We start from the raw sequence: 13,008 nt of genomic DNA on the forward strand, positions 1-13,008 counted from the left end.
GGAGCTCCCTACTGAACGGCAGCGACTTGCGCGGCGACGGTCGATCCAGGCCTGGCTGGCCGCTTGAGTTTCTCGGCGCGGGCCTGGGCCTGGGTGACTTGGGCCGGTTTCAGGCCCAGGCGGCTGACCAGCTCGGCGGCGCGGTTCCAGTCGTCCTGGTAGATCAACAGGGTCACCAGGTTTACGGCGGCCAGTTGATCGCCCTGCTTGAGTTCGATGGCGGTGAGGAATTCGAATTTGGCGTCTTCGATGCGCAGTTGATTGAGGTACACCACGCCCAGGTCGTTGCGGATTTTTTCGTCGGTGGGCGCCAGGCGGGCGGCCCGTTGCAAGTGCGCCTGGGCCAGGCCATGGTCGCCCCGGGCGGCGGCGAGCTGGCCAAGACCGTGTTCGGCTTCGGCGGCCAGGCAGCCGCCGAGCAGGCTGCGGTACAGCGGCTCGGCTTCGTTGCGGTCCAGCAGTCGATACACCTTGGCCTTGCGCAGGCGCACGTCGGCCAGGTTATCGGGCAGGCTCTGCAGGTTGGCCAGGCTGGCGTGCAGCTTGCCGTCATTGGCCATGTCATCGGCCAGGTTCAGCGCCAGCTGTTGTTCGGCGTTCAACTTGCCGCAACTGGCGGTGCCGGTCATGGCACTCCAGGGTGTCTGGCCGTTGCTCGCGCAACCCCCCAGCATCAGCAGACACAAACCTGCAATTATTGCCTTCATCACGATTCCCCTAGGAAGCAAAAGCCCGGGCGAGGGCGGTGAAGCCCGGGCCCGCCAGAACGATCAATAACGCCGGGAAGAGGAACAGCATCATCACGACGGACATTTTTGCGGACATCTTGGAGATGTATTCCTGAAGGCGCGCCAGGCGCTTGTCATCGAGCAACAGCTTGAGCGCCAGCAGGGATTTCATCGCACCCCCGCCCTGATGGATCAGCTGTTGCAGGATCACGCAGGTGTCAGTGAATTCGTCGACCGCCAGCAGACGGGCGACCTTGTTCAGTTCATCGCCCAGTTCCAGGCCCGAGTCGACGCGAGCCAGCACCAGGCGCAACTCGTGGGTCAGCGTCGGCATCAGTTGTTTGCCTTCATTGCTCAAGACACGCAGCGATTGCTCCACGGCCATGCCCGATTCGAACAGGATGCGCAGCAGCGGAATGAAGGTGGAGATTTCCATTGCCAGTTTTTTCTGCCGGTGGTGCGCCGCGGCGGCCAGCAGGCGCTTGGGCAGCAGATAACCGATCCCCAGGGCGAACGCCGGGACCAGCCACGGGCGAGTGACCTGGGGGTAGAACAACCCCTGCACCAGTGCACTCAACGCCAGCGCCAGTACCGGGACGCCAACCTGCAAGGCGGCGAACAACGCCCGTTGCCGCGCGGTGCGCCAGCCCAGGCAATTGAGCAGCGTCTGGGTTTCGTTGTCGAGCTTGACCGACTGCTGGCCGACCCGGCTGGTGCCCAGCGCGTGCAGCCATTGGCTGAAGCGGCTTTCGCCCGGCGTTTTGCCGTCCAGGCGTTGCACCACTTGGCGCGCACGCCGACGCAGTTGCACCATGACGCCGATAAACAATCCCGAGGCCAGCAGGAAAAGCAGCGAGCTCAGCAGCATGGACGGGTTCATAGGCTGCGCAACATCCGCCACAGCGCCAGGCAGCCGAACACCTGGAGGGCGAGTGCTCCCATCAACATCGATTGCCCCGAACTGTCGTCCCACATGGTCATCAGGTACTTTGGATTGGACACCAGGAAGTAGCCGGCGACCCCGACCGGCATCAGCGCAAGGACCACCGCCGTGACCCGGGTTTCCCCGGTCATGGCGCTCAATTGGCGAGCCGCCTGTTCACGTTCGCGGATGATCTTGATCAGGTTTTCCAGCAGTTCACTGGCGTTGCCGCCGTAGCGGTGGTTGACCTTCAAGCCGAGGGCAAACAGGCGAAGTTCGTCTTTGTCGTAGAGTTCAGCGAAGTCCGAGGTGGCGTCCGGCAGGCTGATGCCCATGTGCACCTGGCGTTTCACCCGGCCCAAGGCATCTTTCAGCGGGTCTTCGGCGGCGTCGATGGCGCCCAGCACCGCATCGGCCAGGGTTCGCCCGGACTTCAGGCTGCGCACGCTGTGATCGAGCAGCGCCGGCAATTGTTCGATCATGCGCTTGAGCCGGCGCTGGTAACGCCAATCGACATACAGGCGCAGAATCAGGGGTGGCAACAGCAACAGGGCGAGCAAGCCCGGCCAACCGCCACCGATGAAGCCGAGCAGGACACTCGAGCCCCACAGCGTCAGCCACACTCCCAGGCGTTCGGTGGGCCGGCCGAGACCGGCGCGCAAGAAGGCGCGATCCAGTCCAGTCCAGGCTGTTTTGCGCGCCACCCGCTCCGGTTGCCCTTGGGCCAGGCGCTCCAGCACGCGCTGGGTGCCGGGTTCGCGCAAGCCGCGAACGAGCAAGCGGGCCGACAGCATGAGCAACGCCAGGCAAACGAGGATGAGCAGCAGCGGTTTGAGCATGCCGTGGCCTTTAATACACCGAGGGAGAGAGCGCCGATTCGCGGCGCAGTTTGTCACCGGCGGGGTTGACCGCCTCGCGCATGAAACCGAAACCGCTGCGGCGGTCGAGGCGGAACAGCGTATTGGTGACGTACACGTCTTCACGGATGCCGATCACCTCGACCACTTCGCTGACGCAGCGGCGGCCATCGGGCATGCGCGTCAACTGGATCACCACGTCCAGCGCTGCGCAGATCATCTGGCGCAAGGTTCGTTCGGCAATGCTGCGACCGGTCAGGCCAACCAGGGTTTCCAGGCGCAACAACGCATCCTGCGCGTTGTTGGCGTGCACGGTGCTCATGGAACCGTCGTGGCCGGTGTTCATCGCGGTCAGTACGTCGACCACTTCGACACCGCGGATTTCGCCGAGGATGATCCGGTCCGGGCGCATCCGCAGGGCGTTGCGAATCAGGTCGCTGGCTTTCACCTCGCCATGGCCTTCGGCATTCGGCGGCCGGGTTTCCAGGCGCACCACGTGGGGGTGGCCCAGTTGCAGTTCGGCGACGTCTTCGATGGTCACCAGCCGTTGGTGAGGGTCGATCAACTGGCTGAGAATGTTCAGCAGTGTGGTCTTGCCGGTGCCGGTGCCACCGCTGATCAGGATGTTGCAGCGCTTGCCCACGGCCTCTTGCAGGAATTCGTAGATCGCCTGGTCGATCGATTGCATGGCCACCAGGTCGGTGCTGTTGAGCATGTCCTGGCGGAATTTTCGAATCGACAGGCACGGGCCGTCGAGCGCAATCGGTGGAATGATCGCATTGACCCGGCTGCCATCGGGCAGGCGCGCGTCGACCATCGGCGAAGACTCATCGAGCCGCCGGCCCAGGGGCGCGAGAATGCGCTGGATGACGCGCTCGACATGGTGCGCATCGATGAACCGCAAATCGCTCTGATGCAGTACGCCATCGCGCTCGATGAACACGCGGTGCGGGCCGTTGACCAGGATTTCGGTGACGGCCGAATCACGCAGCAGCACTTCCAGCGGGCCGAAGCCTGTGAGTTCGTCGACGATCTCTTCGGCCAGGCGCTCCATCTCGTAGCGCGAAATCGCCAGGTGCAGGCGCGCGATGTATTCGGCGACTTTGTCGATGACGAACTGCGCCAGCACCTGGCGCGAGCCTTCGAGCAGGTTTTTCCCGGACTCCTCGATGGCGTCGATGATGTAGCGATGCAACACCAGTTTCAGGCCTTCGTGGTCGGTATTGCCGGCCACCCCGCGGTGCGTTGCGCCGAACAGTTTTTCGCTGCTCATGGCGTACCTCTCAAACGGCTGAACCAGGATTTGGGCTTGGCCAGGTTTTCGGAGCGTTTGGCCAGGCGTTCGCCGAGGTTGCGCAGGCTTTGGGTGAGTACTTCCCGTGGGGCCAGTTCGAACAGGGTCACGCCCTGGTTCTTGGCGTTCAATCGCACCTCGGGGCTGTAGGCGAGGGTGGCGATGATCTCCATGCCGAAGCTTTTGCTCAAGGCCTCGGAGTCTGGCGCGACGCTGCGCAGGTAGCGGTCCACCAGCAGCTTGGCGTGATCGAGCTTCATGCCTTTTTCGCGCCACAGGTTCAGGACCGCCAGGTTGCGGCGGCAGTCGAGCACGTTCTGGTCGGTGTACCACAGCAGCTTGTCGCAATGGCTGACGAAGGTGCGCAGGGCTTCGCTGTCAGGCTGGCCGGTGAGGTTCACGACGATGTGCTGGAAGTGCTGGCGCAAGGCGCTGAGCAGCATGTACAACTCGGCGGCGCTGGTGTGTTCCAGCGGTTCATCCTGGGTGGCGTAGGCGAGGATCCGCAACCCGACTTCGCAACGGGTGAAGGCGCTGTCGATCAACGTCGCGTCGAGGCGACGCAAGTTGCGCAGGGCATCACCGAAATGAAACGAACTCTCCAGGCCCAGCAGGGCCAGGCTGTCCCCCCGGGGCAGGCCGAGGTCGAGCAGCAGTGTTTGTTGACCGCTTTTTTGCACCACCTGCGCCATGTGGTTGGCCAGCAGTGCGCCGTCGGCGTTGCTCTGCACGCCGTACAGTACGGTCAGGCCGCCCAGGTGAGTATTGGGCACCACCGGTGGCAGGCGTTTGCTCTGGCGCCGCACCAGCCCGGCGACTTCACTGGAGCGCGAGCCGTAGGCCACGAAGTCCCGGGCCCCGGCGCGCATGGCGTTGAGTACCAGCTGGTTGTCCATGCCGTCGCCCAGCGCGACGATGGCCAGCCGTGGCTTGGCTTCCAGGGCGCCTTCGATCAGCGCGCACTGGGCCACGACATGTTCGCGGTCCAGGCCCACGAACACCAGGCCGGCCAGGGTCACGTCCACCAGCGCGAGCAGTTCGTCGAGGCTGCCGCCACCGGCGCTGACCACTTGGCCCAAGGGGGCGAGCGCGCCTTGCAGCCATTCAAGGTCAGTGCTGTTGCGCGTGATCGCGAGGAAGGTCTGGCTCAGGTTCTGGCTCATTGCGATAGCCCGCTGCGTTTATCGAAGTCGCCGTTTTCGAGGAAGTACAGGCGGTACCAGTTGGGGTCGTAATTGCGCAGTTTTTCCCCCGGCAGCGACGGCAGTTGCGCATTCACGGCCAGCGGCTGCACCAGGTGCGGTGTGACGATCATCAGCAGTTCCCGTTCTTCGCGATTGATCGAGGAGCTGCGAAAGAACGCGCCGAGTATCGGGATGTCGCCCAGCCCCGGAAACTTGTCCACCTGCGAGGTGTTTTGCGTGCTGATCAGGCCGCTGATGACGAAGCTTTCGCCATCGGCCAGGGAGATGCTGGTGTCGGTACGGCGAATGGTGAACGCCGGCACCGTGGTGCCGCCGATGGTCACGGCGTTGTTGTAATCCAGTTCGCTGACTTCGGGAGCGACCTTGAGGGCGATCTGGTCATTGCTGACCACCGTTGGCGTGAGCGTCAGGCGGATGCCGAATTCCTTGTATTCGATGGAGTAGCTGTTGCTGTTGGCGCTGGGAATCGGGATCGGAATTTCACCGCCCGCCAGGAAGCTTGCGCTTTGTCCGCTGATCGCCACCAGGCTCGGCCGCGCCAGGGTGTAGGCAAAGCCACTGCTTTCCATGGCATTGATGATGGCCAGGAAGTTGCCGCCGCCGGCGACGATGTTGTACATGTCGTTGGCCAGCGGAATGCTCGGCACGGCAATCCGTGGATCCAGGTTGCGCAACGGGAACACCCGCGGGGTCACCGCCGTGTTGGGCACGGTGCCGGGGGAGCCGAACAGAAAGTTCGAGGTTTTGCCGTAGATCGAAGTACTGGCTTCCTTGAGCTTGGTGCGACTGACTTCGACGAAGCGGATGTCGGTCTGCACCTGCGATGGCAGCAGCGGGTCATCGGAAGGTGACTGCCGGGCACTGGTCATGGCCGTCGTCGCACGGCCCTGGACGAATACCATGCTTTGGCGCGGTGCGCTGGCGCAGGCGGTCCAGACCATCAGGCTGGTGGCGCCGGAGCCCATGCCGGTGAGCAGGAACGCCTGGTCGCCATTGACTCGCACGTCGGCGATTTTCGGGTCGCCCACCGCGATCCGGGTGATTGCCACGGGCGATTGCACTTCCTGTTGCAGGCCTTCGCCCACTTCCAGCACCGCTGGCAAGGGGCCGAGCGCGGCACAATTGCCGTTGGCAGCGATGGCTGCCGTCAGCGGCATGCCGATCAGCAAGGTGGCCCAGATCAAGCCGTTGAACAACGGCGTACTACGTCTGCGCATTAAAGTGTTTCCTTGCTCGATTCAGGGGGACTTTTGCGTGGTTTCGTTGCCGCGGATGACTTCCACACCCGACCGGCGAGGCGCGGCTGCGCTACTGGCGACCATAGGCCTGGGCGGCGCGGTCATGGCTAGCTGGTTGAACTGGATCAAGTCGCGATTGGCGTTGGCGATGTTGGCCGTAGAATCGCGTTCACCGGCCCAGTAACGCGCCAGGCGTTTTTCCTCGGCGCTGCGCACGGCCAGGCGCAACACACCGGCCTGCGCTGCGAGCATCAAGCGGCTCACCAGGGGTTCGGGGACGGCGAGCAGCACGGTGCGGGCACTGGCGCGCTGTTGCTCCTGCCGGAGTTTTTCATCGTTGCCATGGGCCGGGCTGGTGGGCTGGCCATCGTTGGTCAGGCCCAATTGCTCGCCCACCCCCAGTACGCGCAAGGCCGGGACCGCAAGCTGGGCCGAGGCCTGGATGTTGTTGGCGTCCATGCGCAGGAACAGCAGCACATCGACATAGTCCCCGGGGGTCAGTTGCCCTCCGGCATTGATCACTTCATCCACGGCCACGGCAAGCGCTCGCTCATCAGGCCGGATCATCCGCGCCAGCTTGCCGCCGCCTTCAAAGCTCTCGTCGTTGAGCCAGCTACCGGCGGTCAGGGCGCGCCAGGGCGTACGGCCAATGGCTTGATCGAGTCGGGTCAGGCTGCCGGCCGGGACGGTCCGCAGTTTTTCCAGGGCCACATCGGCGGCGGTGATTTGCACGAACGGCGCGATGTCATGCAGCAACACCACGATCGGTTGGCGCGTGTCCTCTTCTGGTTGGGCAACCGGTGCGGCGCTGGTGGGTGTCGAAGGGGCGATCGCGGCTTGCGCGAGAGGCGTGGCGGTCGGATCACGGGTCAAGGTGAAGCCCCAGTAGCCGGCAATGACCGCGCCCGCCAGAGACAGCCCCGCTAGACCAAGGATGACACGACTGTTCATGACGGCGCTTCCTTTCTTTCCTGCTGCACAAAGAACTCGTTTTCCGCAACGAGACAACTACGCAATCAGGCAGCTATGAACATGGAACTATTTCGCTATTGGACGGTAGCGCAGCTAGAGCAAAACGCCATTACTCGGCAGGAAATTTCTAACGAAAAATCGAAGTTCAGCTCAAATCAAAGGTTTTTTGACGTCAACGAACCGATTAATACTTTCGTGTTAATGCGTTTTTACAGTTGTTTGGCGGGGGAATGCCGACAATGCTGGTGCTGGCACAGGGGAATCATGTTGCGTCGGTGCAACACTCGGTGTCCTCAAGGAGAACGTCATGTCTTTCGCCAAGCTGATCCAGAAGGTCAAATCCGAAATCGCTTTTTACAAAGGGCTGGCCAAGGATACCGAGGGGGCTTCGGGTATCGAGTACGCCATCGTAGCCGCCATGGTTGCGGTGGTGATTGCAACTTTGGGTACGGATATAGGAAACAATGTTAAGGCGGTTTTCGAAAAAATCAGGGACACCATGTGAGTGAATACGAGAACGCACATCGGTAACTTGCTAATGCATAAGGCGGGTTCTAATGTCAGCGCTTAGTCTATTCCAGGTGTTGCCTATGAACGCTCCCGCACTGCCGCGCCAACAACTGCTCCTGGTCGATGACGAGGAGGATGCGTTGCTTGAGTTGGCGGAGTTGCTGGAGGGTGAGGGTTTCAATTGTTTCACCGCGACCTCGGTCAAGCTGGCGCTGCAGCATCTGACGCGCAATCCGGATATCGCGCTGGTCATCACCGACCTGCGCATGCCGGAGGAGAGTGGCATGTCGTTGATCAAGCGCTTGCGCGAGCATACGGCGCGCCAGCATTTGCCGGTGATCGTGATGTCCGGGCATGCCGACATGGAGGATGTCAGTGACATGTTGCGGTTGCAGGTGCTGGACCTGTTTCGCAAGCCGATCTATCACGTGCGGTTGCTGGAGACGCTAAATAACCTGTTCCCGCAGCCGTTGGGGGAGTTTGCGAGGCGCTGAATTCTTCGGTGTCGGAACGGTCGGGTGAGGACCTTGTAGGAGCCAGGCTTGCCGGCGAAGGCGTCCGAAAGACCAACGGAGAGTTCAAGGACGCCTTCGCCGGCAAGCCGGACTCCTACAAAGCGAAGGCGTCCTAGAGACCTGTGCAGAACTCAAGGACGCCTTCGCCGGCAAGCCGGGCTCCTACAAGACGGTGTATGCCGTCCGATTTGTTTCAGGCAATCGGCCGCCAATGGCCCACCATGTGCTCCAGGTCACCGACTCCGACCAGTTGCAGATCCCCACTTGAACCTGCGGCGCTCGCCAGTAATGTCACCTCGCTGGGCAGGCGCACCGGCTTTTTGAATTGCACTGCGATCTCGATATTCGCGGCCGGCAGATGCTCGGCGAGGGCGGCCAGGGTGCGGGCCTTGTTCCATAGTCCATGGGCAATCGCCGAGGGAAAACCGAACATCCGGGCGCTGGCCGCACTCAGGTGAATCGGGTTGTAGTCGCCCGATACCTTGGCGTACCGCCGGCCGATGTCCGCGGGCGCTTTCCATTGGGCGACTTGCGTCAGTGCCAGTGTCGAGGTCAGCACCTCCTCGACGGGCTCGCCCTCAAGCTTCACCCCTCGGCACAACATCTGGCTTTGCGCCTCCCAGAGCGTTCCCAATTGATCATCCAGCGTGGTCACCAGATCGAATGTCGCACCCTTCGCATGGGGTTGCAGGTTCTCCACGCACACGCTGGCCCGCACTCGATGGACCCCGCCCATGGGCCGCAGCACGCGGATGCGATTGCTCAGGTGAATCAGCCCCAGCAGCGGAAATGGAAAGCCCCGGGCGGTGAGCAATTGCATCTGCAAGGCGAATGCAAGGATGTGCGGATAGGTGGGTGGCAGCAGGCTGTTGTCGGCGAAACCGCAGACCTTGCGATAGGCCGCCAGGCGCTTTGGATCGACATCGAGCCAGCAGCGCAAACCCGAATCGGGCAGGGTGGTACCGGTGATTTTGCGTCGCGTCGCGGCCTGCACATACAGCCCCGGCAGGCTGGGTTCGCGATTGAGAGTGTGCCAGTCGATGATCATGCCTAGGCCCCCAGCACGCTTTGCCCGCAGACACGCAATGCTTGCCCTGTGAACGCGCCCGTGCCCGGTTGCGCGAGCCAGGCCACGGCTTCGGCGACGTCTTGCGGCAGGCCACCCTGGCCCAATGAGCTCATGCGTCGTCCGGCTTCACGCAGGCCGAAGGGAATGTGTGCGGTCATCTGGGTTTCGATGAAACCCGGCGCCACGGCATTGATGCTGATGCCCCGCACATGCAACAGCGGCGCCCACGCCTGTGCCAGGCCAATCAGGCCGGCCTTGCTCGCCGCATAGTTGGTTTGTCCGCGATTGCCGGCGATGCCGCTGATCGACGCCAGCAGGACCACCCGGCCATCGTCGCGCAGGGTGCCACTGTCGAGCAGGGCCTTGGTCAGCACTTGCGGAGCATTGAGGTTGACCGCGAGCACCGCGTCCCAGAACTCCGGGGTCATGTTGGCCAGGGTTTTGTCCCGGGTGATGCCGGCGTTGTGCACCACGATGTCGATGCCTTCGGGCAACTGTTCCACCAACTCGGTGGCGGCATTCTCGGCGCAGATGTCCAGGGTGATGCCACGCCCGCCGAGGCGTGCGGCGAGGGCGTCGAGATCTGTCCTGGCGGGGGGCACGTCGAGCAGGATGACCTCGGCACCGTCACGGGCCAGGGTTTCGGCGATGGCCGCGCCGATGCCCCGCGCAGCGCCGGTGACCAGCGCCTTGCGCCCGGCCAGCGGGCGCGTCCAGTCCGCCACCTGAGTGGCGCAGGCCGCAAGGCCAATCACTTGCCCGGACACGAAGGCGCTTTTGGGTGAGAGGAAAAACCGCAGCGGTCCTTCCAGTTGATCCTCGGCACCCTCGCCCACATGGATCAGCTGCAAGGTGCCTCCGCTGCGCAGCTCCTTTGCCAGCGAGCGACTGAAACCTTCGAGGGCGCGCTGGGTGCTGGCGGCGAACGGGTCACTCAAGGTCCGCGGATCGCGCCCCAGGATCACCAGGTGCGCGCTGTGGTCGAGATTTTTCATCAGTGGCTGGAAGAACTCGCGCAGCTGCTTGAGCTGGCCGGCCTGCACCAGGTCACTGGCATCGAACACCACGGCCTTGAGTTTTGGGCCGTGTCCGGGAATCCACGCGGTCGCCATCGAGGGTTCGGTGCCGTAGGTGTAGATCGCGTCTGTCAGGCGGTTGGCGAAGGCGCTGACCTTTTCCGCCAGTGGTCCGCCGCCAATCAGCAAAGCGCCTTCGACAGGGCGCAATCGGCCCGCTTGCCAGCGTTCCAGGCGTACCGGTGAAGGCAGGCCCAAGGCCCCGACCAGTCGATGGCCGATGGACGAATTGGCGAAGTCGATATAGCGGTCGGACATGGAACGCGCTCCAGCAGATGAGGTTCAAAGTGTGGACCATGAATGGCAATCAGTCGTTCGATTCACTGGAAAAGGCCTACGCTTGCGGGTAGTGGCCTTCAAAGAATAGGAAGCTTTTCATGACTCAGCTGCGTCGCGTCGCGATCATCGGCGGTAACCGGATACCCTTCGCTCGCTCCAACGGGCCGTACGCCACCGCCAGTAACCAGGCCATGCTCACCGCCACGCTCGAAGGCTTGATCGAACGCTACAACCTGCATGGCCTGCGCATTGGCGAAGTGGTCACCGGGGCCGTCCTCAAGTTACCGCGGGACATGGCCCTCACACGCGAGTGTGTACTCGGTTCGCGGCTGTCGCCTGCTACCCCGGGCTATGACATCCAGCAGGCTTGTGGCACCGGGCTGGAAGCTGCGTTGCTGGTGGCGAACAAAATTGCCCTGGGCCAGATCGATTGCGCCATCGCCGGTGGCGTCGACACCACCTCGGACGCGCCGATCAGTGTCAGCGACGGGTTGCGCAAGATTCTGCTGCAAGCCTATCGCGCCAACACGACCATTGAAAAACTCAAGCCCTTCCTGCAGTTGCGCCCCCGGCATTTGATTCCCGAGTTCCCGCGCAATGGCGAGCCGCGCACCGGAATGTCCATGGGCGAGCATTGCGAGCTGATGGCGCAGACCTGGAACATTGCCCGTGAAGAGCAGGATCAATTTGCGCTCGAGAGCCATCAGAAACTGGCCGCGTCCTACGCCGAAGGTTGGCAGAACGACTTGATGACGCCGTTTCTCGGCCTCACCCGCGACAACAATTTGCGCCCGGACCTGACCCTGGAAAAACTCGCCTCGCTCAAACCCGTTTTCGACAAAAGCGCAAAAGGCACCCTGACCCCCGGCAACTCCACGCCGCTGACCGATGGCGCCTCGCTGGTACTGCTGGGCAGTGAAGAGTGGGCGAAGGCGCGTGGCTTGCCAATCCTGGCCTACCTGCGCGATGGCGAGGCAGCGGCGGTGGATTTCGTCAACGGCGCCGAGGGGCTGTTGATGGCGCCGGTATATGCCGTGCCGCGGTTGCTGGCGCGCAATGGCCTGACCCTGCAGGATTTCGATTACTACGAAATCCATGAAGCCTTCGCCGCGCAGGTGCTCTGCACCTTGAAGGCCTGGGAAGACCCCGAGTACTGCAAAACCCGCCTCGGACTCGACGCGCCGCTGGGCTCGATCGACCGCAGCCGGCTGAATGTCAAAGGCAGCTCGCTGGCGGCGGGGCATCCGTTTGCCGCCACGGGTGGGCGCATTGTTGCCAACCTGGCGAAGTTGCTGGATGCGGCGGGGAAGGGGCGTGGGCTTATCTCGATCTGCGCTGCGGGTGGTCAGGGGGTGACCGCCATCATCGAACGTTAACGATATTTGTAGGAGCCCGGCTTGCCGGCGAAGGCGTCCTGGAGACCAGCGTAGAATTCAAGGACGCCTTCGCTGGCAAGCCAGCTCCTACAAGGGGTGTCGGTGTTGAATAGATTTGTGACATGGCTTAGCGTCGGCTCATCAGCCGTCCCGCAACATAAGGCCATTCAATGCCGACCAATGGACAAATCTCCCTCGAACGCAGCATCCCGCCCCTCATAACACTGCCGCGTCCGCTGTACGCCCGGGTGGAGAGCCTCAATGCCGGCTCGTGGACGCCGTCCCATCGACACGATTGGGTGCAGTTTTCCTATGCCATCAGTGGCGTGCTCGGTGTGCACACCGCCGAGGGCAGTTTCTTCGCGCCACCCCAGTGGGGCATCTGGATTCCGGCGGATCTCGATCATCAGGTCGTGACCTCGATGCGCGCCGAGATGCGTAGCCTGTATGTGCGTCGCGAAGAGTGCGGGTGGGCGGACGGGCGTTGTCGGGTACTGGAAGTGACGCCGCTGGCCCGGGAGCTGATCAAGAGTTTTTGCCTGCTGCCAGTTGAATATCCACAGGGCGACAGCCCGCAAGCGCGGCTGGTGAGTGTACTGCTCGACCAGTTGGCGACGTTGCCGGAAGTCGGGTTTTCCCTGCCGTTGCCCCGCCATGAACGGTTGCTGGGGTTGTGCAACGAGCTGATCGAAAACCCCGAGCGCTATGTGACCTTGCACGAATGGGCCGAGCGCCTGGGTACCTCGGAGAAAACCCTGATGCGCCTGTTCCAGCGGGAAACCGGGTTGAGTTTTCGTGGCTGGCGCCAGCGTATGCGCTTGCTGTCGTCGTTGAGTCTGCTGGAGGAGGGCGACAGCGTGACCAATGCCGCGCTGGCCTGTGGGTATGAATCGACGTCGGCGTTTATTGCGGCGTTCAAGAGCCTGTTCGGGTTTACCCCGGGAGAATTGTTCCGACACTGATCGTT

At 62.8% G+C, this 13,008-nt stretch carries 13 protein-coding genes; 4 read left to right on the plus strand and 9 right to left on the minus strand.

Features of this window, described 5'->3' with window-relative positions:
• Positions 1 to 8 precede the first annotated feature (8 nt).
• The 7 genes from HFK74_RS14645 to cpaB are packed head-to-tail and all read right to left on the minus strand — an operon-like array spanning position 9 to position 7,195.
• Positions 9 to 707: a tetratricopeptide repeat protein gene (locus tag HFK74_RS14645; protein WP_180204108.1), complete on the minus strand. Its 699-nt coding sequence runs from the start codon at positions 705 to 707 to the stop codon at positions 9 to 11.
• Between the two features lie 10 nt (positions 708 to 717).
• A complete protein-coding gene (locus HFK74_RS14650; protein ID WP_180204109.1) occupies positions 718 to 1,608 on the minus strand; it encodes a type II secretion system F family protein in 891 nt (296 codons plus the stop codon).
• Positions 1,605 to 2,489 carry a type II secretion system F family protein gene (locus HFK74_RS14655; RefSeq protein ID WP_180204110.1) on the minus strand — a complete coding sequence of 295 codons (885 nt, stop codon included), beginning with the start codon at positions 2,487 to 2,489 and terminating at the stop codon, positions 1,605 to 1,607. The genes HFK74_RS14650 and HFK74_RS14655 overlap by 4 nt, the downstream gene beginning before the upstream one ends.
• Positions 2,490 to 2,499: 10 nt before the next feature.
• On the minus strand, positions 2,500 to 3,780 hold the full coding sequence (locus HFK74_RS14660) for a CpaF family protein (RefSeq protein WP_180204111.1): 1,281 nt from the start codon (positions 3,778 to 3,780) through the stop codon (positions 2,500 to 2,502).
• Entirely contained in the window at positions 3,777 to 4,964 is a 1,188-nt protein-coding gene (locus tag HFK74_RS14665) for a pilus assembly protein (RefSeq protein ID WP_180204112.1), read from the minus strand. Before HFK74_RS14665 ends, HFK74_RS14660 begins: the two co-directional genes overlap by 4 nt.
• Positions 4,961 to 6,223, minus strand: coding sequence for a type II and III secretion system protein family protein (locus HFK74_RS14670; protein WP_180204113.1), 1,263 nt, complete (start codon positions 6,221 to 6,223; stop codon positions 4,961 to 4,963). Before HFK74_RS14670 ends, HFK74_RS14665 begins: the two co-directional genes overlap by 4 nt.
• Positions 6,224 to 6,244: 21 nt before the next feature.
• Positions 6,245 to 7,195, minus strand: a complete 951-nt coding sequence (gene cpaB / locus HFK74_RS14675; RefSeq protein ID WP_180204114.1) for a Flp pilus assembly protein CpaB — start codon at positions 7,193 to 7,195, stop codon at positions 6,245 to 6,247.
• 328 nt (positions 7,196 to 7,523) lie between these two features.
• Here cpaB and HFK74_RS14680 point away from each other — a divergent pair, with 328 nt between their 5' ends.
• Both HFK74_RS14680 and HFK74_RS14685 read left to right on the plus strand, forming a co-directional pair.
• Positions 7,524 to 7,721 carry a Flp family type IVb pilin gene (locus HFK74_RS14680; protein WP_180204115.1) on the plus strand — a complete coding sequence of 66 codons (198 nt, stop codon included), beginning with the start codon at positions 7,524 to 7,526 and terminating at the stop codon, positions 7,719 to 7,721.
• Between the two features lie 85 nt (positions 7,722 to 7,806).
• The gene (locus HFK74_RS14685) at positions 7,807 to 8,220 is read left to right on the plus strand and encodes a response regulator (RefSeq protein WP_180204116.1); all 414 of its coding nucleotides are present in this window, start codon (positions 7,807 to 7,809) and stop codon (positions 8,218 to 8,220) included.
• Positions 8,221 to 8,434: 214 nt separating this feature from the next.
• Here the strand turns inward: HFK74_RS14685 and HFK74_RS14690 are convergent, their stop codons facing one another.
• Together HFK74_RS14690 and HFK74_RS14695 are read right to left on the minus strand one after the other, a co-directional pair.
• Positions 8,435 to 9,289 carry a MaoC family dehydratase gene (locus HFK74_RS14690; protein ID WP_180204117.1) on the minus strand — a complete coding sequence of 285 codons (855 nt, stop codon included), beginning with the start codon at positions 9,287 to 9,289 and terminating at the stop codon, positions 8,435 to 8,437.
• A 2-nt stretch (positions 9,290 to 9,291) separates the two neighbouring features.
• Positions 9,292 to 10,644, minus strand: coding sequence for a 3-oxoacyl-ACP reductase (locus HFK74_RS14695; protein ID WP_180204118.1), 1,353 nt, complete (start codon positions 10,642 to 10,644; stop codon positions 9,292 to 9,294).
• Between the two features lie 119 nt (positions 10,645 to 10,763).
• Here HFK74_RS14695 and HFK74_RS14700 point away from each other — a divergent pair, with 119 nt between their 5' ends.
• The gene (locus HFK74_RS14700) at positions 10,764 to 12,041 is read left to right on the plus strand and encodes an acetyl-CoA C-acetyltransferase (protein ID WP_180204119.1); all 1,278 of its coding nucleotides are present in this window, start codon (positions 10,764 to 10,766) and stop codon (positions 12,039 to 12,041) included.
• A gap of 170 nt (positions 12,042 to 12,211) precedes the next feature.
• A complete protein-coding gene (locus tag HFK74_RS14705) occupies positions 12,212 to 13,003 on the plus strand; it encodes a helix-turn-helix transcriptional regulator (protein ID WP_180204120.1) in 792 nt (263 codons plus the stop codon).
• Positions 13,004 to 13,008 lie beyond the last annotated feature (5 nt).

Origin of the sequence: Pseudomonas sp. SbOxS1 (assembly GCF_013416725.1) — a bacterium.
Taxonomy (GTDB): domain Bacteria; phylum Pseudomonadota; class Gammaproteobacteria; order Pseudomonadales; family Pseudomonadaceae; genus Aquipseudomonas.

What these genes read in the sequence shown, in the direction of transcription:
- HFK74_RS14705 (WP_180204120.1), top strand. Translation starts at nt 12,212, where the DNA reads ATGCCGACCAATGGACAAATCTCCCTCGAACGCAGCATCCCGCCCCTC.
- HFK74_RS14685 (WP_180204116.1), top strand. Translation starts at nt 7,807, where the DNA reads ATGAACGCTCCCGCACTGCCGCGCCAACAACTGCTCCTGGTCGATGAC.
- HFK74_RS14690 (WP_180204117.1), bottom strand. Translation starts at nt 9,289, where the DNA reads ATGATCATCGACTGGCACACTCTCAATCGCGAACCCAGCCTGCCGGGG.
- HFK74_RS14665 (WP_180204112.1), bottom strand. Translation starts at nt 4,964, where the DNA reads ATGAGCCAGAACCTGAGCCAGACCTTCCTCGCGATCACGCGCAACAGC.
- HFK74_RS14700 (WP_180204119.1), top strand. Translation starts at nt 10,764, where the DNA reads ATGACTCAGCTGCGTCGCGTCGCGATCATCGGCGGTAACCGGATACCC.
- HFK74_RS14660 (WP_180204111.1), bottom strand. Translation starts at nt 3,780, where the DNA reads ATGAGCAGCGAAAAACTGTTCGGCGCAACGCACCGCGGGGTGGCCGGC.
- HFK74_RS14645 (WP_180204108.1), bottom strand. Translation starts at nt 707, where the DNA reads ATGAAGGCAATAATTGCAGGTTTGTGTCTGCTGATGCTGGGGGGTTGC.
- HFK74_RS14670 (WP_180204113.1), bottom strand. Translation starts at nt 6,223, where the DNA reads ATGCGCAGACGTAGTACGCCGTTGTTCAACGGCTTGATCTGGGCCACC.
- HFK74_RS14655 (WP_180204110.1), bottom strand. Translation starts at nt 2,489, where the DNA reads ATGCTCAAACCGCTGCTGCTCATCCTCGTTTGCCTGGCGTTGCTCATG.
- HFK74_RS14650 (WP_180204109.1), bottom strand. Translation starts at nt 1,608, where the DNA reads ATGAACCCGTCCATGCTGCTGAGCTCGCTGCTTTTCCTGCTGGCCTCG.
- HFK74_RS14680 (WP_180204115.1), top strand. Translation starts at nt 7,524, where the DNA reads ATGTCTTTCGCCAAGCTGATCCAGAAGGTCAAATCCGAAATCGCTTTT.
- cpaB (WP_180204114.1), bottom strand. Translation starts at nt 7,195, where the DNA reads ATGAACAGTCGTGTCATCCTTGGTCTAGCGGGGCTGTCTCTGGCGGGC.
- HFK74_RS14695 (WP_180204118.1), bottom strand. Translation starts at nt 10,644, where the DNA reads ATGTCCGACCGCTATATCGACTTCGCCAATTCGTCCATCGGCCATCGA.